The following is a 22,282-nucleotide window of genomic DNA, read 5'->3' on the forward strand; positions in this document are numbered from 1 at the left end:
CTAAGCGCCGCCACAGCGCAAGTTGTAGCATCTGCGGTGTCTCTGGTTCTCTGCGGCCACCGGCGGAACGGGTTGTAAGCAGGCGCGTTCCTCCAGCGTCAAGCTTGGAGAACATACCATGGATGACGAGCTGCGCCTGAAGTTACAAGAGCTGAGCCAAAGCATGCAAACGCGAGCGGCCGAACTTTCGACGCTCGGCGGCAGCGCAGACATAAGTACGGTGATGTCGGGGATCGCCGTCGCTCTGGAGGCGCTACTGGTGATTGCCGAAGAGATGAAAACGCCACGTTCCGGCCCTTCGGTCCTGCCCGACGCTACATGAACATCTCCGATCGTTTGGGAGAGGCTCCAGAGCGAGAGCGCCTACCGCTCACCAGCAAATCGCTCGCCGAGGAACTGGCTTTAATCCACATTCTGGGTTGGAGAGTGGAGAGCGCAATCTACTCGGTGGAGTACTCCAGGTGGGGTGAGCGTCGGCAGAAATGGATTTTGCACTCGACGATGCCTTTTGGGTAATCGGGGACGGCCTTAGGACGGAGGACCACGATGGCTTGGATGGCCGCAATTTGCCCGATTACAGATGAGCAGGCGCTCGTTAATTCGGAGACAGTTGGTGACATCCGGGAGTTTCGCTGTCCGAGTTGCGGCGACTTCAAAATCACGAACTCGGCCACCGCGATGTTCAAAGGCCTATCGGCAGAACAGAAGTTGGAGCGCTTCGAATACGCTAGAGTAATCGCGGGCGACAACGCGATCACAGTGACGACGGAACATGGATCTATCGATACCGAAGATCAATAGAATACCCGCCCGACAAGCCGGTTCCCAGCGCATCTCCTCACTTGCTGCCCTGAGACCATTTGACTGCCGGTCCAGGTAGTGGGCAGTTTGAAGGTAGAAGCTCACGTCAACATGGCCAGACCATTTTTACACTGCCGATCTGCGCGGCCAGCAACGCCTCTCGTGAGGGGCAAGGCATGGGCATCGAACGTCTCGGACCGGTCGGCGGCGTAAGGCTGGTTGCCTATGATCCTCCTACCGGCGAATGGAACCAGATCTGCCACAGCGCGTCATAGAAGCAGATCAGGTGCGATTTAACGCAAGGAGTGACATCGATGATCAGGCTCCTTCTCCTCCTCGCCATTGCATTCGCCTTCGCATGCGGCGGGACGGAGGCGGCCAAGCTGGATCTAGCCGCTGTAAATCAGGCGCAATTCTCCGCCGGCGATCCGAAAGGGCTCGATCCTGCCGTGCTGAAGGCGCAAATTTTTTTGGATCGTGCGCGCTTCTCACCGGGGCTCATCGACGGCCGCCTTGGAGAGAACTTCGCCAAGGCGGTCAAGGCCTTCCAGGCGTCGAACGGACTGGCCCCAGATGGCAAGCTCACCCAGGCGACTTGGGACAAGCTGATGGCAACCTCCACCAGCCCAGCTCTGATCACCTATGAACTGACCCGCAAAGATGTACGCGGCCCCTTCACCAAACGCATTCCGGGGCGCATGGAGAGGATGGCTCGCCTGAGAAGGCTTGGCTATCACGACTCGATCGAGAAGCTGGCGGAGCGCTTCCATGTGAGCGAACCATTGCTCAGGAGGCTAAACCCAGGCACCGGATTCAGGAAAGCTGGAACCACGCTGCTGGTACCAGATGTTGGCCGGGGTGAACCTCCCGCCACCATTGCCGGCGTCGAAGTCGACAAAGGCGCTCATCAGGTGCGCGTGCTCGACCCCTCCAATAAAGCGTTTGCCGTCTACCCTGCCTCGATCGGGAGCGACGAGAAGCCGGCACCAAGTGGGCAGGCAGAGATCCAAAGGGTGGTGCACAACCCGACCTATCACTACGATCCCGATTTTGCATTCAAGGGAGTCAAAACCAAGCGGCCCTTCACCATTGCTGCCGGCCCTAACAATCCCGTGGGATCAATCTGGATCGACCTCTCCATCGAAAGCTACGGCATTCACGGCACGCCCGAACCCGGCAAGATCGGGAAGACCTTCTCTCACGGCTGCATCAGGCTCACGAACTGGGATGCCGAGGACCTCGCCTCGATGGTCCAAAAACATATGAAGGTGACTTTCAAGGACGAGTGACGCAAGCCGTCGCATCCCTCGATGGTCGCCGAAACAAGATGTCCGTCTGTGCCCGTGACAATTGCATCTTGCGATCCGCTGGATCCGATCAGCGGATGCTCCGGGTTCGGGGTGTCAGGTCAAGCGGCGCCATTTGCACGGATGGCGGCGAACCAACCACCATGGCGGGGGCGCCAGATTGCTCACCACGTTGGCTCTCTACTTCGCGGCTCATACCTTGTTGAGCAGCTTGCATCTCCGGAACGGTGAAAACCGGCACCTCGCCCTTGAAACCCTGGAGTTCAAAGGCGCCCGCCTGGACGACCGGCATCGATGCTCCTGCCGCAAAGCCGGGTCCAAGCACCAGGGGGATGCCCAGCTTCTTGGTCGTCGATTCGAGCCGTGCCGCGCGGTTCACGGGGGAGCCGATCGCGGTGTAATCGAAGCGCCGTTCGGAGCCGAAATTGCCTACCGAGCAGATGCCGGTCTCGATGGCGACGCCGATTTCGATGGATCGATGGCCATCCGCGGTGAAGGCGGCGTCTTCGCGCCTCACCCGCTCGATAAGGGCAAGGCCCGCGTCCAGCGCACGCTCACGATGATCGGGTTGATCTAGCGGTGCGTTCCAGAAGGCCAGTACCGCATCGCCCATGAACTTGTCGATGGTGCCGTCGCGCTTGAGGATCTCATCGGTCGCAATGCCGAGGAAATGGTTGACCACCTTGGCGATCTCTTGGGTGTCGAGCTGTTCGCTCATGGTCGTGAAGCCACGTATGTCGCTGATCAAAATGGTGATCTCGCGCTTCTCGCCGGACAGGATTGCCTCGGTGTCCGAGCTTGCGAGGCGCTGCACCACGGAGGGCGACAGATATTGGGAGAACTGTCGCGTGAGGGTGGACCGGCGCTGCTCGCTGCGCCTGTAGAGGACATAGCCTTCGAAGCCCGCAACCATGATGGTTGCAAGCGCCGGCTGCAGCGGGTCATAGAGTGCACCCTGCAGGCTGTACTCGAGAGCGCCGAACACGAACGGCGTGACGGCCAGCAGCGCCAGGGAGAGGGCGCCAAGCACGACACGCCCGGCGAGCACTCCGGAAACCCCGATGAAAACGACGGCACTGAGGAGAAACCAGAGCCGCTCGAGCATACGCGCGTGCGCTGGCTCTGCCAGGAAGCGCCCGGCAAGCATCTGGCCGATCGCATCGGCGTGGATCTCCGCTCCTGGTCGCGCTGGACTCGTCGGCGTGGGCAGGTACTGCGTCAGGCCCACAGCCGACAGGTCGACAATGGCGATGGCGTCCCGCAGCCGCGGATCGCCATGGCCCGAAAGGATAGTGCTGGCAGACAGGCGAGGCGTGTCGGTGGCGGTTTCCCAGAGGCGGATGCTCCCCTCCGGCTCGAGCGGCACAATGGCGCCTGCCATCCTGAGTGCGTCGAACCCGGCTGCATTCATCCGGGCTGTGTAACCGTCCTGTCCAGCGTAAAGGCGCAGGAGCTCGAGTGCGAAAGACGGCCACAGCTGCGCGCGTTGAGGGGTGTTGCGAAGCCAGAGCAGCGGCACATGGCGCAGTACGCCGTCGAGATCGGGCAAGGTGCGAATCACGCCGAGGCCTGCGGCGGCGTTCGAGAATTCGGCAAGCGACCCGGTAAGACCGGTGAAGCCGGGAAGTGTATCGGGTACTTGCCCGACGATCGACCAGCCGGCTTTGGGTTCTGCTTCTGAAACCGTCGCTTCATTGCCCAGGCTGACGGCAAGCGCCGTTCGATTTTTGGACAGCGCCGCTGCCAGGCGCTTGTCTCCGGCCATGCCCTCAGGCGAGGTGTCAGCCTCGGGGAGTACCAGCGCAAGCCCGACCACCGCCGCACCGGACTGCGTGATGCCATTGACCAGATCGGCCAAGAGGCCACGGTTCCAGGGCCATCGCCCATGTGCCTTGAGGCTGGCGTCGTCTATCGAGACGATCACGACAGGATTGCTCGTCGCCTGACGTGGGGCGAGAAACTGATAGAAGTCGTACGTCCGCTCACGCAGGCGCGACAACGGCCCGTCAAAAGCCAAATGGCAAGCGAGCAGCAGGAGCACGACCACAAGGCCGGATATTTTGCGTCTGCCGGCTTGCCGCCAATCAGCCCAGCGCCTACCGACCGAGTGGCTCATCTCGTGCAGCCAGGCCTAATCGCAGTTGTAGTAGTAGCAGCAACCCTCACCCTCACACTCGCCCCGCCGCCCCCCGCTGCCCGCAGGTGGCGTTGGGCTGTCAGGGAATTCCATGACCACTCCTGGCAGTGCGCCGTCCCTGGACCCGCAGACTTTGAGCGAGGAGCCTAGAGCCGACGCACAAATTGCGCTTACGTCCAACCCAGGACCCGGTGCGCCCGGCAGGCCGGTTCCCGCTATCCGGTCGATACTGTCCAAGATCGGGAAGGCGTCGATGCCGCCGTAGCCGGCCAGAAGCTTGCCATCGTCCGACGTGCAGGCGTAGCCCGGGTTCGTGATGACCAGCCGTTTGCCATTGATCGTGCAGGTCATGCGGCCGGCGCGCAATATGCCGACGGTCTGGCCGGCTGCCACCAGCACTTCGATGATGCCGCCTCTCGCTCCGAGCACCATGTGCGGCGTCGCAACCTGCATGACGCCCCCTTTCGAAACCTGGCCGCCATAAAAACGTGCCAGGCCGCTGTTCATCCCGATGTCGATCTTTCCCGACCCGGAGCCCGGATTGTAGACGAACTCATCGATCGTCAGGCTGGTGTTTGGACCAATTTTGGCGCTCGATTCATCCCGGAACACCAGCATTCCGAGACCGGTGGGATTGCTGCGCAACTGGTCGCCGAGTTCGACGCCCGCGCCAACGTTCATCGTCCCGCCGTTATTGCGGACGATGATGGTCTGATAGGCCGTCATCGACCCGACCGTCTCAGCAGCGGATGGTGCCGCGAAGGCGAGGCAGGCGATAAAAATGACGATCTGATGATACCTCATCGCGGCCTCTTTCAATTGAGCGTCAACGTATAGCTCATGAGCATTTCGAACGATTTTCGGTCGCGGTTGGCGAGGGCGAAGTTGGTTTTGCGGTAGGCGAGATCGACGCTGATCTTCTGCGCTTCCGTCAGCTGAAAATCGCTTTCCGAGGCAATGCGCCAGAAGTCGCTCTTGATATTTGTGCCGATGCCGACGGACAGATCGGGAGTGTCGCTGTGGCCGGCCGATAAGGCGATCTGGTGCGACCATGCGAAAAGATCCGGTACGTTCATCAACAGGCCGCCATAGCGGACCTCGCCCGTATAGCTGCGGCTGATTTCGCCCGATCCGGAAGCGAATTCATTCGAGCCGACAAAGCGCAAGCCGAGCGCCTGGCCATTGCGGAAGCGGTAGCTGCCGCCTGCCTCATAGAAGACCCTGCTATCCGCGAAAATGCCTTGCGAGGCGCTTAGATCGATGTAGCCGCCACCGGCGAAGAGCGTCGTCTCGACCGTCGGGCGAACGACGAAACGTCCACTGAGGCCGATACCAGTTTCGTAAATGTCGCTGTCGAAACGATCCGTAACGGTGAACGCGGAAAGCAGCAGGCGCAGCGAATCGATCCCGCTGTTGGGCAGCCCCTTGTCCCAGGTTATCGCTGCGTTGCCGTGGATAAAAGTCTTCTCGCCACCCGGAACCGACAGGTCTTCCGTGAAAAGACGCTCAGTCGCGGTCAACGACCCCGAAAGAACGAGCGCGTCGGCACTTGGCGTGCCGAGGTCCCACCGCACAAAACCTTCCGCCTGCCCGTAAGGCGAGACGAAGCTGTCGTCGTCCTGCGCCCCGCCTGGCTCAAAATCGGTGAATGCGCTGAATACGCCGCCGGTCAGGGCGAGTTCCCAGGTGACGCCACGCAACGCGCGCTCGATGCGGGCGAGCAGGCGAACAGCTTCCTGTTGCTCACTTGCGGTCAGACCCCCGACTTCGATGCCGTACTGCACCTGCCGCCGGGCCAATTCATAGGACCCGACATGGTAATACAACCGGCTGGCCGCAAGCCGGGCGCGCGCATCGCGGGGGTACTGGATCAGATACTGCTCGATCGAGGAGATCGCCTGATCGTATTGCCCAGCGTTGACCGCAACCGTGACGAATTGGGCGAGCGTTCCATTGTCGGCCGGACTGGCGATGCGGGCCGCAAACGCATCGTCATAGGCCCCAAAAAGACCTTGTGCGCCGGCCGGCAACACGCCGGCACAAAGCAGCGCTGCGGCGACGCCGAAGATCGTTCGAAACGAAGATTGCATGCCGAGAACCCACCCCAAACCCGACTAGTGCGAGAGACTTAGCACGACTGCAAGAAAAAGGCGACTGAACGGTCGCCGGACTTATGCGAGTCCTCAGCAGCTGTTGCAGCTGCGCAACAAGATATCGGGTTTATTCCTATTTCGGCTGCGCTGATTGTCAAAAACTCTTCTCGACATTGCTGCACGTGATTGAAGTATTTGGCCCAAGGCTTAACAAACTCAAATCTCATCAGTAGTGGATCGCACAGCCGACAAGATTAATATTGGGTGGGCGATTCTCCGTATCTGGTCACCAGGCTTCAAGGTCACCCACGGCTTCTCCAAAGGCCTTCCGTCGCGTTTCGCAAGGGGCCGGAGAGCTGCCGGAAGGTGCTTCTCACGACGCGTGTGCGATTCGGCCCGGGTCTTGCAATTTCGTTGAACGCGAGGTCAGCTCATTGCCTCAACGCCCAGGGACGCGTCACCGCACGCAGCTTGCTACAGCACGAGCATGGTGGCCAGCCCCAGCATCAGGCCCATGCCTACAATATCGGTCACGGTGGTGAGGAAGATCGCCGAGGCGACCGCCGGATCGGCGCCTACCCGGCGCAGGCCCAACGGGATCAGCACGCCGGAGATGCCGGACATGAGGCACGATCCGGACATGGCAAGCAGGATCACAAGTGCCAGCATCGGCGCCTGCGCCGCCGACGCCGGTTGCCTCGAGGCATAGAACCACATCGCCGCAGCCGCAACAACGCCGACGAGCACGCCGTTGGCGGCCGCGAGCGCGCCCTCTCTCATCACCAAGTGCAGCTTCGGTCGTTTGTCCACATCCCCCAGGGCAAGGCCACGCAGCGTCATAGCCAGTGCCTGGCAGCCGGTGTTTCCGCTCTGCCCGGCCAAGACCGGGAGAAACGCCGCCAGAGCGACGATCTTCTCGATCGTGCCTGTGAACGAACTGACCACGAATGCGGCCATGAAGGCCGTCAGGAGATTCAACTGCAGCCACGGATGACGCTTCAGGAAGGCTGAAAACAGCGGCGTAAAAGAGCGCTCCTCCTTCTGGAGGCCTACCATCTGGCCAGACTGGGCGGAAATCTCGATGATTTGCTGCTCGAACAATCGCCAGCCGCGAACCTGCCCGAGCAGCCGGTTCTCCGCATCCACCACCGGATAGACAGGATAGTGACGCCGTACCGCCGCCTTGCATGCGTTACTCAAAGAGAGACCGACATCAAGAGCGAACGGCCTGGGCAGCATGATGTGATCGACAATCGCGTCGGGTTCGCTCAGCATCAGATCGCGCAGGACCGCTAGGCCAACCAGTCTATTGCCCTCGTCCGTGACGTAGAGATAAGTGAGCTCGGTCGGCACCTGGGCGCCTCTGACAGCTTCCACCGCGGCAGCAACCGTCGTCCCGACAGGAACGCCGGCGGGGATCGGGTCCATCACGTCGACGAGCGACTCGGGGATCGCGAAACCCATCTCACCGTCATGAGAGCTGATGGGCCGCATATGCAGTGGCAAATGCTCGGCCACCTTACGGGCGTGCCCGTCCGGCAACAGCTTTAGTGTGTCGCGGATGAACTCGGGAGACTCTCTAGCGAGCAATTCAGCTGCGTCATCAGGTGCTCGAGCACGCAGCGTGCGCACCAACTTCTGAACGCCGGTCTCTTCGTTCATTTGCTATGGCCCCCCAATTGGAAAGTGAAAAAGTTGTGAAGTATCGGATCGCACCGTAGCGGAAATACGACAGCTTCTTCCGGCCCCAGCAGTCCGCTTTGTGGTTGTCGCAAGCGCCGCCTGCACACTCCTAGCTTGAGAAGGCAAAGCAGACGTCTACATTTTGGGCGTGCCTTCGGTCAGGTCAGCATGGGAGTGTCCGCGCTACTTCCCTCGCTTTTCAATCTTTAGATTTGGGAGGTCGGGTCGCTTGGATACCACACCGGCCTCCTTCAAGGCTGTGTATCCAACCTTTTTGAGGAGCTTCTCTGTTTTGGCGCGCTCCTTGTCCAGAGCGGTATCACCTTTGACCTTGGGCATCCGTCCTCCATTTGGTCGTTGTCGTTCGCCGGTAAATGAGATTGCCGGAAATGTCCCGCAGTGTCGTGCTTTGACCCGCGGCCGAGGACTGAATTGAGGCGCTTTGCCGCCCGGCAGCCTTTGGGCGGGAAGCGGACGGGCGGGCTATTCCTGCTGGAATTGACAGGGCCAATCTTCTGGCCTCGTCATGCCAGAAGGCAACTCGGTCCGGGCGTCTCCACAAGCCATGTTGAGCTGCCACTGGGACAGACCCGCCGAATTGGATAGATCGAGGCCCTCGATACGGGTCAGAAAGAAAAAAGCGCCGTCAAAGTCTATCGGTGCGGTGAACTTCGCTCCTCGGAAATCCGCCCGCGCGAGATTGGCAAACGAAAAGTGGCTGCCGCTGATATCGGCGTCATGGAACTGTGCACGCCCCAATTCCGCCTTTGTGAAATCAACATTGACCAGATTGGCGTTCTGGAAATTCGAGCGCTGCACTTCCGCGCCCGTAAACACAGCGCCCTGCGCGTCCATCTGGCTGAAGTCGGTCCTGTACGCCTCGATTTTGTCGAACCGGGCGCCTTTGGCGGTCGAGCCGGCCAGGGAAGCGCGCACAAGCGTTGCCTTCTCAAAATTTGCCGCAAGGAGATTGCTGTTCCTGAGGTCGGTCGAAGTGAAATCAACACCGAACAGGTTTGCCCCGCTCAGGTCCTGTCCTTCCAGGATGAGAAGCTTTTTGTCACACTCCTGCCAATTGACGCCAGGCGTCGCGGCTGCGTAGCAATCTTGAGCGGCGGTGGCGTTTTGCCAAGCCAATACAGTGCAAACCGCCAGAACCAAGCCGGATCCGCCGTAAGCTCTGGTTCGTCTCAAAGTCATTGTTGCTGGACCCCTCTGCTACTCGTCGACAATCAGCCTTACCACATCTGCTGACACTCGAGCCACGGTAACGACCGCCGTCACAGTTGCGCATCAACGATCCGCCGATAGCCAGCGGCAGCTTGCGAAATTATCGAGAGGTGGGGAAAAGCTTTGACGGTAGAGTGCTTTTTCGCGGATGCGATCACAAAACAAAGAGTTCGGCGTAAGCCGTGAGTTATTGGTGGGCACGGAGGGCGAACGGAAATTGTTGATTTTGCTGGATTTTGGTGGGCCAAAATCTGAAAGGTCCCGTATCATCCCGTATGCTCCCGCGACCCCAAACTGCCGACCATAGCTGACCTCGTTTTGCAAACGTTGGGAGACAGGGTCCAGAACGGCGGAAATGGGGACGGTTGCAGATCGGCAGCTGTGGCAACAGCGCGCGACCAGCTGACGGTCTAGCGCCTCGATATGGCCGATGAGACTTGGGAAGTAACAAACAAGCGGCAGCTTGCAGGCAGTTGTGATCGGTGGAATGGATTTACGAGTCGAGGCGCCGGACCAGGACCGGCTCACTTGCCTCGAAGTTCAGCCTGTTGGAATGGCGCGGAGGAACGAGTAGTGGTATCTAACGAGCCGGCGGCCCTCGATGTTTGACCGCGCTCGTCCTGCAACTCTCGTATGTCGTCCCGCAAAGTGGTGGCGCAACCGACCACTTCGTTCCGCATTGTTTAAACAGCGTATGACTCAATTCCAGTCAGATTTTTTTCTGAGCTGCGAAAAGGCGGACACTAACCGTCAAAAAAATTGCGCTTTTGATTTTAACGGAAAATCGCCGCAAGAACTATTTTGAGGTTTCACCAGCTATCGGGTTCAATGGAGCGATTTTTGGACCTTGCGGCATTCGATGGCCTACAGAACCGCCTCAAAAAGTACCGTCACCTCTTCGGTTGACCGAGTCGTTGATCGGCCGTCATATGAGCCCTATGCTGGCACGCTGGCCAGTGAAGCAGTTGTCGGCCTTTATTCGCCGGCTCAGGGATTTATGCCCACGCTTCAGGTCGAAGAAAGACCGGGGTGTCGGTTCCAGGCTCTGGCAAGCGGGCTAAGATTATCCTGCCGATTGTAGCCGCCAACCAAGATGTTGTCGGTCACCTCGCTGAAAAAATACACCCAGAAATAGTCAAGCTATCAGGAGCAAATAGGTCGTAAGGTGGCCTTGCAGTCCTCCTTCCCGGAGCGGTTTCGCTTGCCTGTTCAAACTCGGACGGCTGTTACTCAAAAACCGCAGTGGGTATTTTATGTGCCATTTTTGCGACATTCTATAGAATTTTGCTTGAATTTAGCGTTTTAGCGGTCACTAAATCAATAAGTGCTCCCATATTTTGCAAATTTGTGAACAATCACGGTTGAGTTGTAACGCCTGGCAATAATGGCGCAGGGGAACGTTGGGGTGGGGTGAAATGAATACGACATCTATGTCGGCGATAGGCAAGCGCCTCGGCCTGCTGACGACGGTCGCCATATTGAGTTGTGGGAATGCTCGCGCGCTCACTCTCCAGGAGGCGATGGCGGTTGCGGTGGAGTCCAACCCCGAAATTGGCCAAGCGATCGAAAACCGCGAAGCAATCGAATTCGAGCTACGCCAAGCGAAGGGACTTTATCTTCCCAGCGTCGATGTCGAAGCGTCGGCGGGGGTTCGTCGTCTCGACAATTCCTCCCGGCGTTCGCTGTCCATAGAGGATGACGCGCTCTATCCGTCGGAAGCCGATGTCGTTGTCACGCAGACGCTTTATGACAGCGGCGCAAGGCGGGCGGAACTGAACCGTCAGGCGTCGCGGGTCGACGGCGCATCGTTCCGGGTGCTGGAACGGTCTGAATTCATTGGACTGTCTGTCGTCCAGGACTATCTCGAATACATGCTGCAGGCTTCGATCGTTTCGGAAGCGAAGAAGAATCTGGGCTTTCACCAGGCAATCCTCGGCGACATCCGGCAAGGTATTGCAGGCGGCGCGTTGAACGAGGCTGATCGCCAGCAGGCCGAGGAGCGGCTGTTCGCTGCCAAGGCACGTATGCAGGAGGCGACCGAAGAACTGGAGGCTTCCAAGATACGGTTCTTCAAGACGGTCGGTAAGCCGCTGACCAACGCGTCAAGGCCAGGCGATGTCTCGAGCGCGCTGCCAAGGTCGCTCGACGACGCGCTAGGGCTGGCGCGACAGAACAATCCGCGCGTCCACATGGCCAACAGCGATATCGACGCCGCCGCCTCCCTGGTGGATGCGGCGCGGGCGAAATTCGGGCCCTCCGTCATCGCCGAAGGCCGCGCCCGCGGCGGCTATGACATCGACGGCGACAATGGCGACGCTAGCGACCTGCAGGCGCGGCTGGTGCTGCGCTGGAACCTCTATCGCGGCGGCATCGACAAAGCCAACGAGCAAGAGCAGGTCCGCCGCACCAGCGAGCAGCGCCTTGTGCTGCACCAGGTTCTGCGCGAGATCGAGGAAGCCGTCCGTACGTCATGGGATCGCCGCTTCCGGCAGGCCGATCTGGCAAAGACATTGAAGCTTCAGGCTGCCGCCAACGAAAGGCTGGTGGCGTCCTATCGCGAGCAGTTCAAGGTCGGACAGCGCTCGCTGCTCGACGTGCTCGACGCGCAGAACACGCGGTTCAACACAGCTACGCTTGCCGACACCGCATCCTACGCGTCGCTTTTCGCGCAGTACCGGCTGCTGGCGGCAACCGGGCAGTTGCTGAAGACCATGAATCTTCAGCCGGCAAAACAGGCCACCGCCTATGCCAAGGCCGAGTTCAATGCGCCTGAAACGGCCGACACCGAAACCTATGCGCGCACGCCGTCGGAGCAGACGAACGATCTGCCTTTCGACATCCTCGCACCGGTAAGAAAGAAGTAGGAAGGTCAAGGACGAACGATAGTCCTGCGGGCCGATCGTGAACCCACAACCCAAAATCCTCTCCCCAAAAGAGGCGTTCAAGGCCTGCTTCTCCGCTGTTGCCGGGTACCTCGGCAGGCCGAGTTCCGAGACCGTGCTGTTTGCCGGCGTGCCGCTGTCAGACACCCGCATCGATATCGACGCCATCCGGCATCTTGCCGAACGCATCGGTCTTGAAATCACGGAATTCAGCCATCGCGACTTTCTTCGCGGACGCATCGACCTTCCCGCCATTCTGTTTCGCGTCAGCCAGTTGCCTGTAGCGCTGCTTGCCCAGACCGAGGACGGTGGATTTACGACCGCTCCCCAGGAAGACGGCCGCACGATAATCAGCAAATCCGAGTTTTCCGGAAGTTATATTAGTGGCGGCGTTTCGTTCTCGATAACCTATGCCAACGCAGTAGAGGCGATGAGCGTCGGTTCGGCGGCCAAGATCGAGCGGCGACATTGGCTGACCGGCACGATGGGGCCGTTCTGGCGCACCTATTCGAAGGTCATCCTGTCGGCGGTATTCATCAATCTGCTGGCTCTTGCCTCACCGATCTTCACCATGAACGTCTACGACAGGATCTTGCCGAACAAGGCGATATCGACGCTCTGGGTGCTGTCGATCGGGATCGGCGCGGTCATTCTGTTCGACCTACTCTTGAAGACCGCCAGAGCGTCACTGATCGACTATGCCGGGCGCAAGGCCGATCTTCGCATCTCCTATATGCTTTTCGAGAAGGTGCTGAACTCGTCCTTGTCGGCAAGGCCCGGCTCAACCGGCGAATATGCAAATCGGGTGACCCAGTACGAGTTCGTGCGCGAGTTTTTCACGTCGAACACCATCAGCGTCTTCATCGACACAGCCTTCGTCTTCGTCTTTCTTCTTGTCATCTATGCGATAGGCGGTTGGCTGGTCGTCATACCGGCCATTGCCTTTGTCGCCTCGGTGATCGTCGGGCTGATCACGCAACGGCGCATCGGCAAACGCGTTGCCGCTTCCATGAACGAGGCTTCGCAGCGCCAGGCCCTGCTGGTGGAATCCATCTCCACGCTGGAAACGATCAAATCGCTGCGGGCAGAGGCGTACCTTCTGCGAAAATGGGCGGAGCATTCCAAGAACGCATCCAACACGTCCGAGAAGATCAAACAGCTTTCGGCTGCCGCCGGCAACATAACGCAAGCCATCCAGCAGATGGTCACCGTCGCTTTGATCGTGGCCGGCGCCTATGCCTTTTCGGAAGGGCATGTCTCGACCGGCGCCATCATCGGCACCGTCATGCTGGCGGGCCGGGCGGTGGCCCCGCTTGGGCAGATTGCGATCACCTTGTCCAGACTTCGCCAGGCGATGCTGTCCCTGCGAATGGTGAATTCGATCATGGCGCAGCCTGAGGATCGGCCGGACACGGTTGGTTTCGTCAACCGCCCCATTCGCAACGGTGCAATGGCATTCAGGAATGTCGGCTTTGTCTACCCGGGTTCCGAAAACGAAGTGCTGACCGGCCTGAATTTCTCGGTGAAGCCCGGTGAGCGGATTGGCATCATCGGCCGCATAGGCTCGGGAAAGACGACCATGGGGAGGCTGATCGGCAGGCTTTTCCTGCCGACCTCCGGCGAGCTGCTGCTGGACGGGATCGACATCCGCCAATACCACCCATCGGAGGTTCGCGCCGCGGTCGGGATCGTCGCGCAAGCCAACGATCTGTTTTCCGGCACCATCAAGGAAAATCTCCTGATGGCGTGCCCGGAGGCGACCGATGAGCAGATCGTCGAGGCGGCCAAGGCTGCCGGCGTCGACGACTTCGTCTCCCGCCATCCGCGAGGCTACGACATGAATGTCGGCGAGCGCGGCACCAATCTCTCGGGCGGTCAGAGGCAGACAATGGCAATTGCGCGCCTGTTGCTGACCAAACCGAAAATCGTGTTCCTGGACGAGCCGTCCGGCTCGATGGATCTGGCTTCCGAGCGCCAGCTGATCAAGCAGCTCAAAGTGGCTTTCGATCGCAACACGACCCTGATCGTATCGACGCACCGCTTCAGCATGCTCGAGCTGGCCGACCGCCTGATCGTCATCGAGCAGGGCAAGATCGTTGCCGATGGACCGAAAGACCAGGTGATACAAGCGCTGCAGAAAACAAGCGCCTGACGAACAGAATTATGCGTGAACACAGCACGTTGGGACGTGGTAAATGCTAGCCAGGGAAGACCGTCCGCCGCTTTTTGCGTCGGCTTCGATATTCATTATCGGAGCGCTTTTTGCGAGTTCGGTAGCCTGGGCATCCTTCGCCGAGGTCGATGAAATCGCACGCGGCGACGGCAAGATCATACCGGCGTCGAAGACCCAGATCATCCAGGCCAGCGAGCCGGGCGTGGTTCAGGAAATCGCCGTGACGATCGGTCAGGTCGTCAAGAAGAATGACCTCATCATTCGTCTCGACAACACCTTCAACACTTCCAGCCTTGGCGAGCAGCAGGCCAAGGCGCGGGCATTGCAGACGCGCATTGCACGGCTCAAATTCGAACAGACCGGAAGTCTAGAGGGCGCGTTTCCCTGCCCGCCCGAGATCCAGAAGGTGGCGCCGGAAATCTGCGACAACGAGCAGAAGCTGCTAATCGCGCGGCGCGACAACTTCGAAGTCAAACTGTCGGTTCTCAAGTCGCGCCTCGATCAGCGTGAGAAGGAACTCGACGAAGCCAACGCCAATGCCGATCGCCTCACCAAGAACCTGGCCGTCAGCGACCAGGAGGCGAAGCTGGTCGAAGCGATGGTCAAGAAGGGCCTGATGGCGCGAACCGAGCAGCTCCGCGTCGAGCGCGAGCAGACCGAGCTCAATGGTCAGCTGACGCTTGCCGGAGAGACCATCAAGAAAGCCAGGTCTGCCATCACGGAAGCCAAGCTTCAGGTCGACGAACTTGGCCTCCAGCTGCAACAGGAAGCGCTCAGCGATCTGACGCAGGCGCTGGCCGATCTCTCGGTGGTGGACGAGACGATACGCGGTGCCACCGACAAGGTGGCGCGTACCGATATCCGTTCGCCTGTCGATGGTATCGTCAACACGCTTGACATCAACACGGTCGGCGCCTTCGTCCAGCCCGGCGCGGTCGTCGCGGGTATCGTGCCGACGTCCGAGACCCTGCTGGTCGAAGCCCGGGTCTCACCGCGGGACGTCGCCTTCATCCGGCCGGGCCAGGATGCCCTGATCAAGGTGACCGCCTATGACTTCTCGATCTTCGGCGGCATCGAAGGCAAGGTCTCGAACATCACTGCCGACAGCCTGGTCGACCAGAAGACCGGCGAACCCTATTATCAGGTCCGTGTCGCCACCGACAAATCGACCCTGACACGCGACGGCAAGACCTATTCGATCATCCCCGGCATGATCTGTTCGGTCGACATCAAGACCGGACGCAAAACGATTCTCACCTACCTTATGAAGCCGATCAACAAGGCGCGAGAGGAGGCAATGAGTGAGCGATAGCGCGGTCTCCCTTCCTGCCGATCGCGACCGGCTGCTGCCACCGCTGGCGGCAGAGGATTTCGGACTGGAGTTCCGGGTTGTGGCGCGTGGCGGCATGCGCCGCGGCATTCGTCTGGAACGGGCGTTCTGGACATCGCTGAAGCAGATGGCGGAAAGCCGCAAATGCACGATCGGCACACTGATCGAGGAAATTGCAGAGAGCCACGCCAACGCCGGAAACCTGACATCGGCAATTCGCGTAGCCTGCATGCGTGGATTGGCCGACCAAAACCTCACCTTGCAGAGGCTCGCGTCGATCAAAACCATCAGCGCCATTCTCGTCGCCTGTCCCTCGCCGGCCTTTGCCCTGGCATCGTCGAAGAAGATCCTGACCTTCAATGCGCCGTTCCAGCAACTGGTGCGGCGGCAATTGCCGGTGGCGCCGAACGAGGACGCGCGCCAGGATCTCAAGCTGGCGCTGGACCTCAATGTCGCCGACATATTCGCTAGGCTCGACGCCAATGGCGAGACGCCGGTCGCGACCGGTTTCGTCATAGGCGCCGGCGACCGCCGCTACCGCGGTCAACTGAGCGCGGTGCGGGCGCCGGTGGTCGAGCCGGAACTGCTGATGGCGTTCGTCTTCGGCGGCTAGAGCAATTCCGGGAAAAGTGCGAGCGGTTTCCGTGGAAAATTGCGTCAAACAAGAGATAGAGCGCTCAAGACTCTCTGATGGGAGCTTACGGCTGCACACCTTCACCAGGCGCGACCGTCGAAAGGCCGCCCTTGATATCGGCTATTTGAGCAGAACCGGTCTTCGCGCCATGGATCCACGCGCGATCGGTGCTGAACGAATACAGCGGCACGTAGGTCGGCAGGTCTGTGTCGCGGGAAACTACATTGCTCAAACTGTCGAGAATGAAGACGCCGCTGCCGGTGCTGACCGACAGCACGGCATGAAAGAAACCGCGCTTGCGATCCTGCAAGACGACCAGCGACATGCTCTGCGCCGGGATGCCTGCATGCAGCAGCGCGGCCATCTTGAGGATGGCGAAATCCTCGCAGTCCCCTGCCCGCCGCTCAAGGATTTCCCGGGGCTTGGCCCAGTAGTCGAGCTTGCCGTAAACCACGCTGTCCTTCTTGTAGGCGATGGCGCGATTTATACTTGAGTTGACGAAGGACAACTTGTCGATGAAGCGCTTGTTCCCGGCTGCCTTGACGATCTCGGCAAAGGCGCTGTTCTTGCGTTCGCACGCGCTGCTCGCGGTACAGTCGACAATTGCCTTGTAGACCGGCGCCCAGCGCGCCGAAACCGGGAAATTGCGCATCGACAGGGCAACAGAACCGAACACGCCGGGAATGATCGCCGCCGTCTGGATCAGGTCGATCCCGGCGGCGGGCGGCGCGATCGAAGAACCACGCTTTTCATCAACGGCAACAGAGCTGCTGAAAATCATGCCGATCCGGTAGGCTGAAACCGGCTGCCATGGCTGCGGCCGAGCCAGCGAAACGCCGCCGAGACTGGACGGGGTTTCGACCGCCGCCAGAACTCCAGCGGCAGCGCCGGCATTCACGGCAATTGCTTTCGCGGATGATGGCTGCGGCAGGCTTGCGATCGCCATTGCCAGCAGGAGGAGCCTGAGCCCGGTTATTCCCAGGGCAGATTTTTCTTTTTTCATGACGCCCACCTCTTGACTGTGGACGGTACCAATCTTGTCTCAAATTACTGGAAAGGAAGGTGGATAAGTTTCCTTCAATCGGGAATACCTATTTTGTGTAAAACTTTATTCAAACTTATACTTCTGTTTACCAATCCAGCTCAGCCGGCGGATATAAACGAAGCGCGGCGCGGTCAATGTATATCAGATTATATCTTCCGGGTTTACCACACGTAAAAAATGCCGAGACTTGCATACCGGGATATATGAAATTGATTGCGGGACAGTTGCAAAGCAGAAGTCGTCACTGTCTCTATCCGGGAAATGCCGGAGGGGTTTGGCGATGACGACCAGTAACGATTTAGATACCGTCTCGAATTCTTGGGACGAGCACTCTTCACATGAACATGGCGGCTCGCCATCGCAGGCAGGCATCCAGGTAGCGCAGGCCGCTCAGGCGGCGCCTGCCGAGCCGGTGCCGGTCGATGTCGGCAGTGGCGCACCCGTTCAGCCGGCAGCACCCGCGGAGGCGAAAGCGCCGGCGGCAGCCGCGCCGCATGAATACGTGGCCGACGCCAGCAACATCGTGAAACTTCCGGCGGACGTCTCCATCGACAACATCAAGGTCGACGGCCACAATCTGTTGCTGGAACAGGCCGACGGTTCAGTCATCCTCATCAAGGATGGCGCGCTCAACGTGCCGACCTTCATCATCGGTGATGTCGAAGTTCCGCGCGTGGCCTTGCTGGCCGCTCTTGAAGCGAGCCACGTCGATGTCGCCTTCGGTGCCGATGGTTCGATCTCGGCCGGCCCGGGCGGCGCCCCAGGCAGTGCCGGCGGCGACTTCACCATTCCCCCAGGTGGTATCGGCGACGGCTTCGATCTTTCCGCATTGTTGCCGCCGACGGACCTGCAATTTGGACGGCTGGAGCCGCGTGAGCTGACGATCGGGGTCAGGGAAGAAGATACGACGCCGACAATCGACATTGGCTCCGGATTTGTCGTCAACGAGGCCGCGCTTTCCGACGGGACGGACCCGGCCAGCACCGCCGAGCAGGTTTCAGGGACCTTCAACATCGTCTCGGGTGATGGCATCGGGACGCTTGTCATTGACGGTGTGGACGTGACCAACGGCGGCAGCGTTGCCGGGCAATACGGCACGCTCGTGGTCACCGGCAATCCTACGAACGGCTATAGCTGGATTTATACCCTTGCCGACAACACTCTTGATCATCACGACAAGTCATCGACCGGAACGACCGAGGGGGTTTCCGACAGCTTTGCCGTCGTGGTTACAGACACAGACAATGATCCGGCCACCGCGACCCTCAATATTGGTGTGCTGGATGACGGCCCTACGCTTTCGGTCCAGGCAACCGCGCAAGCGGCACAGTTGCTTTCGGTCGAGCTCGACGAGACGGTCGGCGGCGACCGCTATAATGCCGGCGAGACCGAAGATGCCGGCGGCAACGCCAACACCGATGACGGCGTTGGCCTGGCCCAGGTGACGACCGGCCTGGCGGGTGGCCTTTCTTCGCTGTTCGCCGTTGGCGGCGTCTACGGTGCCGACGGGCCAGGCAGCACGACCGCGCAGTTGGCATTCACCGGCATTCCGGCCGGTGGCCTTGCCACGAATCTCATTGCCACGGACGGCGGGGCCATTACGCTCTTCCTCGAAGGAGGAGAGATTGTCGGCCGCGACACGCAGGGTGATCAGGTCCTGACCATTGCGATCACCGGCGCGCCCGGCGCAGAGCAGTTGCAGACCACGCTCTACGAAGCGCTCAACCATGGCGCCGACGGCAACAAGTTCGATTCCGAACTCAATCTGTCGCTGACCAATGGCGGCCAGGTTCAGCTGCAATATGAGGTAACGCGCCAGGACGGCGACGGCGACACCATTACCGAGAAGGCGACCGTCGACCTGATCAACGGCCAAGGCTCCGCATTCTCCTTCGACGACGATGGGCCAAGCCTAACGGTCGGCGCCCACGATGGAGCGGCTGGCCTGCTTTCCGTCGAGCTTGACGAGACGGTTGGCGCGGATCGCTACAATGGCGCTATCGGCGAGACCGAAGATGCCGGCGGCAACGCCAACACGGATGATGCCGGTCCGGGCCTGGCGCAGGTCAACACCGCGGTAGCAGGCGGACTGACCAATCTGTTCACTGTCGGCGGCAGCTATGGTTCGGACGGTCCTGGTACCGTTACCGGGAATCTGAGCTTTACCGGCATTCCGGCCGGTGGCCTTGCCACGAATCTCACCGCCACCGACGGCGGCGCCGTCACGCTCTTCCTCGAAGGAGGAGTGATCGTCGGCCGCGACACGCATGGCGATCAGGTTCTGACCATCGCGATCACCGGGGCGCCTGGCGCCGAGCAGCTGCAGACCACGCTCTATGAGGCACTTAACCATGGCGCCGACGGCAACAAGTTCGATTCCGAACTCAATCTGTCGCTGACCAATGGCGGCCAGGTTCAGCTGCAATATGAGGTAACGCGCCAGGATGGCGACGGCGACACCATCACAGAGAAGGCGACCGTCGACCTGATCAACGGCCAAGGCTCCGCATTCTCCTTCGACGATGACGGGCCGAAGGTTACTGGCACCGCCCAGGTCACCGCGAATGTCGACGAAGACGGTCTGCACAACAGCCAGTCCACCGGGAATGTCGACAATGCCCAGCCCGACGGCGAAGTGACCGGAACAAACTCCGCGGTTGCCATCGGTGCTGCCGGCGCATTGAATGCAATCGTCGACTTCGGCTCTGACGGCCCGAATGCGACCTCGGCCTTCGGCCTTGTCACCCAAACCACCCCATCGGATTCGGGATTTGATTCGAAAGGCGGCAACGTCCTCATCGTCTCCGACGGCACGACCCTGACCGGCTATGTCGATGTAGGCGCCGGCGCCGGCTATCAGGCGGGCACGGATCGTCCCGTTTTCACCCTGACCGTCGGTGCGGACGGCTCCTATGTCTTCACCCTGATCGACCAGATCGATCATCCGACTCTGGATACGCTCCCGGGCGATAACACCGAAAATACGCTTGCCAATGGCGGTATCGATCTTTCGGCCTTCGTCATCGCCATGGACGGTGACGGCGACACCATCGGACTGGCGGCTGGTACGTTCAAGGTCCAGGTGCTCGACGACGTTCCGCAGATCGTCGCGCGGGATGCGGGCACGACAACCACAACCACGACCGAAACGATCGTCTATACGCTGCAGGCCGGCAACACCGATGTTCGCGGCATGGATGGCGCCGGCAATCACGACATCAAGCTCAGCGGCATCGACATCAACGACAACGACGATTCGGTCAACACCACGGGCACCAAGATCGGCGTCGGCAACGGCCAGATCATCGACGGATACGAAACCCAACCGCTTGCTGGCCCCGAAATCGTGACGATGGACTTCGTCAACAACCTCAATATCCCCACCAACACCGACGGTGGTTCCTATGACGTGTCGTCGGTCAGCTTCACGATCGACGTCTCCCAGGCTCACCAGATTCACAATGCCATTCTTTTCATCGGCGCCAAGGACGGTGGCACGTTCGAGCCGTTCACCGTGAACATCAACGGTGTGCTGACGGCCGGTACGGCTGTTTTCGAAGGCGGCGTGCAGGTGGGCTATGCCTTCGCCGGCGTGCCGGATGGTGCGACGGTCGAAGTTGTGGGCAGCACACCGTTCGACCAGCTCAAGGTGGGCAACTACAACGATTTTACCTTCGATTCCAACGCTGGCGGGACCGATGCGACCCTGACCGGCGGCAACCCGTTCAAGATCTTCGGCATCGAAGCCAAGGTCACGACGGTCACCACGCAGACGGAGGTCTTCCGAGTCAGCCACGACGAATCCGCCGGCGTCAACAACGCCGCCGATCCCAATCCGGCGGATGACACCGCACTGCTCCCGCCAGCCCTGGTCACTGAGCCAGACGCGCTCGGTTACGCAAAATCGGCAGCCAGCGAACTCGGCCTGTTCAATGCCTCGATTGGCGCGGATGAGGGTGCGACATTCTCGTTTGCCGTCACCGACGCGGATGGCAAGCCGCTAGCAAACGTCGATTCGGGCCTGAAGACACTCGACGGCTCGGCGATCATGCTCTCGACGAATTCGGACGGCGTTCTCGTTGGTTCTGCCAACAACGTCGACGTGTTCAAGGTTTATGTCGACCCGACCGGAGCGGTCTGGATCGGGCAGTATCAGCCGATCGCTCACAATGTCGACGGTTCAAGCACCGCAGCATTTGACGACATCGCGACCGTCACCGCCGACCTGCACGTCAAGGCCACCATCACCGATTTCGACGGCGACACCAGCACTGCCATATCCCATGTCGCCCTGAGCATCGAATTCCAGGATGATGGTCCGGTTGCGCAGAACTATGCGGGAGCGACCTTCGTCGAGGGCACCGGAGCGCACGACATCGGTGATGCAGTGACGGTTCTGGGCATCGGCGCGGGCGCCGACGGCCTGCAGGGAACGCTGCAAGGCCTGGTCTTCGCCAACCAGGGCGCGACAGGCGGAACGCTGTCGATCGACGGCGCCGGCCATCTGATCTACACCGCGCCGGCGCACGTGACGAGCGCCACGACGGTAACCGAGACGTTCAGCTACACGGTGAGCGACAAGGACGGCGACACGGTCACCAAGCAGGTGACGTTCGGGGTCTCCGACAGCGGCATCACCAATGTGACGGCTTCGGCGAACCTGATCGCCGACGAGGACGACCTTGCCGCCGGCAATCACGACACGGCGACAGGCGATGCCACGCCGGTGCTGACCGGCCATATCGCCTACACGCTGGGCGCCGACCATATCGCCCTCGGCGGCGTTGTGCTGTCGACGGCCGGCAATGCGACGGGCCTGCAGACGCTGGCCGGCGCTGTGGTCGACACGACATGGGTCGGCAGCCAGCTGATCGGCTACGTGCATAACACCGACCCGAGCGTGGCCGCCAACCAGGTGTTCACCATCGCGGTGAGCAGCGTCAACGATACCGGCGCCGACTACACCA

14 protein-coding genes are annotated in these 22,282 nt (G+C 60.3%); 8 read left to right on the top strand and 6 right to left on the bottom strand.

What is annotated here, in order from left to right:
- Positions 1 to 118: 118 nt before the first annotated feature.
- The 3 genes from NKJ88_RS15930 to NKJ88_RS15940 all read left to right on the top strand — a co-directional run bounded on the left by NKJ88_RS15930 (position 119) and on the right by NKJ88_RS15940 (position 2,090).
- Complete coding sequence (locus NKJ88_RS15930; RefSeq protein ID WP_023667962.1) at positions 119 to 322, top strand: hypothetical protein; 204 nt, start codon at positions 119 to 121, stop codon at positions 320 to 322.
- Between the two features lie 224 nt (positions 323 to 546).
- Positions 547 to 801, top strand: a complete 255-nt coding sequence (locus NKJ88_RS15935; RefSeq protein ID WP_023704584.1) for a hypothetical protein — start codon at positions 547 to 549, stop codon at positions 799 to 801.
- Between the two features lie 314 nt (positions 802 to 1,115).
- Positions 1,116 to 2,090 (top strand): L,D-transpeptidase family protein, encoded by a 975-nt coding sequence (locus tag NKJ88_RS15940; protein ID WP_352444660.1) that lies wholly within the window; start codon positions 1,116 to 1,118, stop codon positions 2,088 to 2,090.
- Between the two features lie 88 nt (positions 2,091 to 2,178).
- On the opposite strand, the gene NKJ88_RS15945 is transcribed toward NKJ88_RS15940, so the two are convergent.
- From NKJ88_RS15945 to NKJ88_RS15965, 5 genes are all read right to left on the bottom strand, one after another.
- Entirely contained in the window at positions 2,179 to 4,149 is a 1,971-nt protein-coding gene (locus tag NKJ88_RS15945) for a CHASE2 domain-containing protein (RefSeq protein ID WP_352444662.1), read from the bottom strand.
- Positions 4,150 to 4,239: 90 nt separating this feature from the next.
- On the bottom strand, positions 4,240 to 5,064 hold the full coding sequence (locus NKJ88_RS15950) for a FecR family protein (RefSeq protein ID WP_023687780.1): 825 nt from the start codon (positions 5,062 to 5,064) through the stop codon (positions 4,240 to 4,242).
- Positions 5,061 to 6,335: a tetratricopeptide repeat protein gene (locus tag NKJ88_RS15955; RefSeq protein ID WP_023824763.1), complete on the bottom strand. Its 1,275-nt coding sequence runs from the start codon at positions 6,333 to 6,335 to the stop codon at positions 5,061 to 5,063. Before NKJ88_RS15955 ends, NKJ88_RS15950 begins: the two co-directional genes overlap by 4 nt.
- Before the next feature lie 477 nt (positions 6,336 to 6,812).
- Positions 6,813 to 8,000, bottom strand: coding sequence for a magnesium transporter (locus NKJ88_RS15960; RefSeq protein ID WP_352444664.1), 1,188 nt, complete (start codon positions 7,998 to 8,000; stop codon positions 6,813 to 6,815).
- Between the two features lie 504 nt (positions 8,001 to 8,504).
- Positions 8,505 to 9,221, bottom strand: coding sequence for a pentapeptide repeat-containing protein (locus tag NKJ88_RS15965; RefSeq protein ID WP_023687777.1), 717 nt, complete (start codon positions 9,219 to 9,221; stop codon positions 8,505 to 8,507).
- A gap of 1,445 nt (positions 9,222 to 10,666) precedes the next feature.
- On the opposite strand from NKJ88_RS15965, the gene NKJ88_RS15970 reads away from it, so the two are divergent.
- From NKJ88_RS15970 to NKJ88_RS15985, 4 genes are read left to right on the top strand one after another with little or no spacing between them, the layout of a single operon-like run.
- Entirely contained in the window at positions 10,667 to 12,115 is a 1,449-nt protein-coding gene (locus tag NKJ88_RS15970) for a TolC family protein (RefSeq protein ID WP_023824762.1), read from the top strand.
- A 37-nt stretch (positions 12,116 to 12,152) separates the two neighbouring features.
- A complete protein-coding gene (locus NKJ88_RS15975; RefSeq protein ID WP_023824761.1) occupies positions 12,153 to 14,285 on the top strand; it encodes a type I secretion system permease/ATPase in 2,133 nt (710 codons plus the stop codon).
- A 43-nt stretch (positions 14,286 to 14,328) separates the two neighbouring features.
- Positions 14,329 to 15,618: an HlyD family type I secretion periplasmic adaptor subunit gene (locus tag NKJ88_RS15980; protein WP_023744453.1), complete on the top strand. Its 1,290-nt coding sequence runs from the start codon at positions 14,329 to 14,331 to the stop codon at positions 15,616 to 15,618.
- Positions 15,608 to 16,249, top strand: a complete 642-nt coding sequence (locus NKJ88_RS15985) for a ribbon-helix-helix domain-containing protein (RefSeq protein WP_023681069.1) — start codon at positions 15,608 to 15,610, stop codon at positions 16,247 to 16,249. Before NKJ88_RS15980 ends, NKJ88_RS15985 begins: the two co-directional genes overlap by 11 nt.
- 85 nt (positions 16,250 to 16,334) lie before the next feature.
- Here the strand turns inward: NKJ88_RS15985 and NKJ88_RS15990 are convergent, their stop codons facing one another.
- Positions 16,335 to 17,273: a transglutaminase-like cysteine peptidase gene (locus tag NKJ88_RS15990; protein ID WP_023696389.1), complete on the bottom strand. Its 939-nt coding sequence runs from the start codon at positions 17,271 to 17,273 to the stop codon at positions 16,335 to 16,337.
- Positions 17,274 to 17,595: 322 nt separating this feature from the next.
- Here NKJ88_RS15990 and NKJ88_RS15995 point away from each other — a divergent pair.
- Positions 17,596 to 22,282 (top strand): beta strand repeat-containing protein (locus NKJ88_RS15995; RefSeq protein WP_352444668.1); only part of this gene is annotated, 4,687 nt, incomplete at its 3' end.

The sequence above is a fragment of the Mesorhizobium sp. M0016 genome (assembly GCF_040324035.1).
Taxonomy (GTDB): domain Bacteria; phylum Pseudomonadota; class Alphaproteobacteria; order Rhizobiales; family Rhizobiaceae; genus Mesorhizobium.

Coding starts and splice junctions, on each gene's coding strand:
- NKJ88_RS15965 (WP_023687777.1), bottom strand. CDS start 9,221: ATGACTTTGAGACGAACCAGAGCTTACGGCGGATCCGGCTTGGTTCTG.
- NKJ88_RS15940 (WP_352444660.1), top strand. CDS start 1,116: ATGATCAGGCTCCTTCTCCTCCTCGCCATTGCATTCGCCTTCGCATGC.
- NKJ88_RS15980 (WP_023744453.1), top strand. CDS start 14,329: ATGCTAGCCAGGGAAGACCGTCCGCCGCTTTTTGCGTCGGCTTCGATA.
- NKJ88_RS15960 (WP_352444664.1), bottom strand. CDS start 8,000: ATGAACGAAGAGACCGGCGTTCAGAAGTTGGTGCGCACGCTGCGTGCT.
- NKJ88_RS15955 (WP_023824763.1), bottom strand. CDS start 6,335: ATGCAATCTTCGTTTCGAACGATCTTCGGCGTCGCCGCAGCGCTGCTT.
- NKJ88_RS15970 (WP_023824762.1), top strand. CDS start 10,667: ATGAATACGACATCTATGTCGGCGATAGGCAAGCGCCTCGGCCTGCTG.
- NKJ88_RS15935 (WP_023704584.1), top strand. CDS start 547: ATGGCTTGGATGGCCGCAATTTGCCCGATTACAGATGAGCAGGCGCTC.
- NKJ88_RS15990 (WP_023696389.1), bottom strand. CDS start 17,273: ATGAAAAAAGAAAAATCTGCCCTGGGAATAACCGGGCTCAGGCTCCTC.
- NKJ88_RS15930 (WP_023667962.1), top strand. CDS start 119: ATGGATGACGAGCTGCGCCTGAAGTTACAAGAGCTGAGCCAAAGCATG.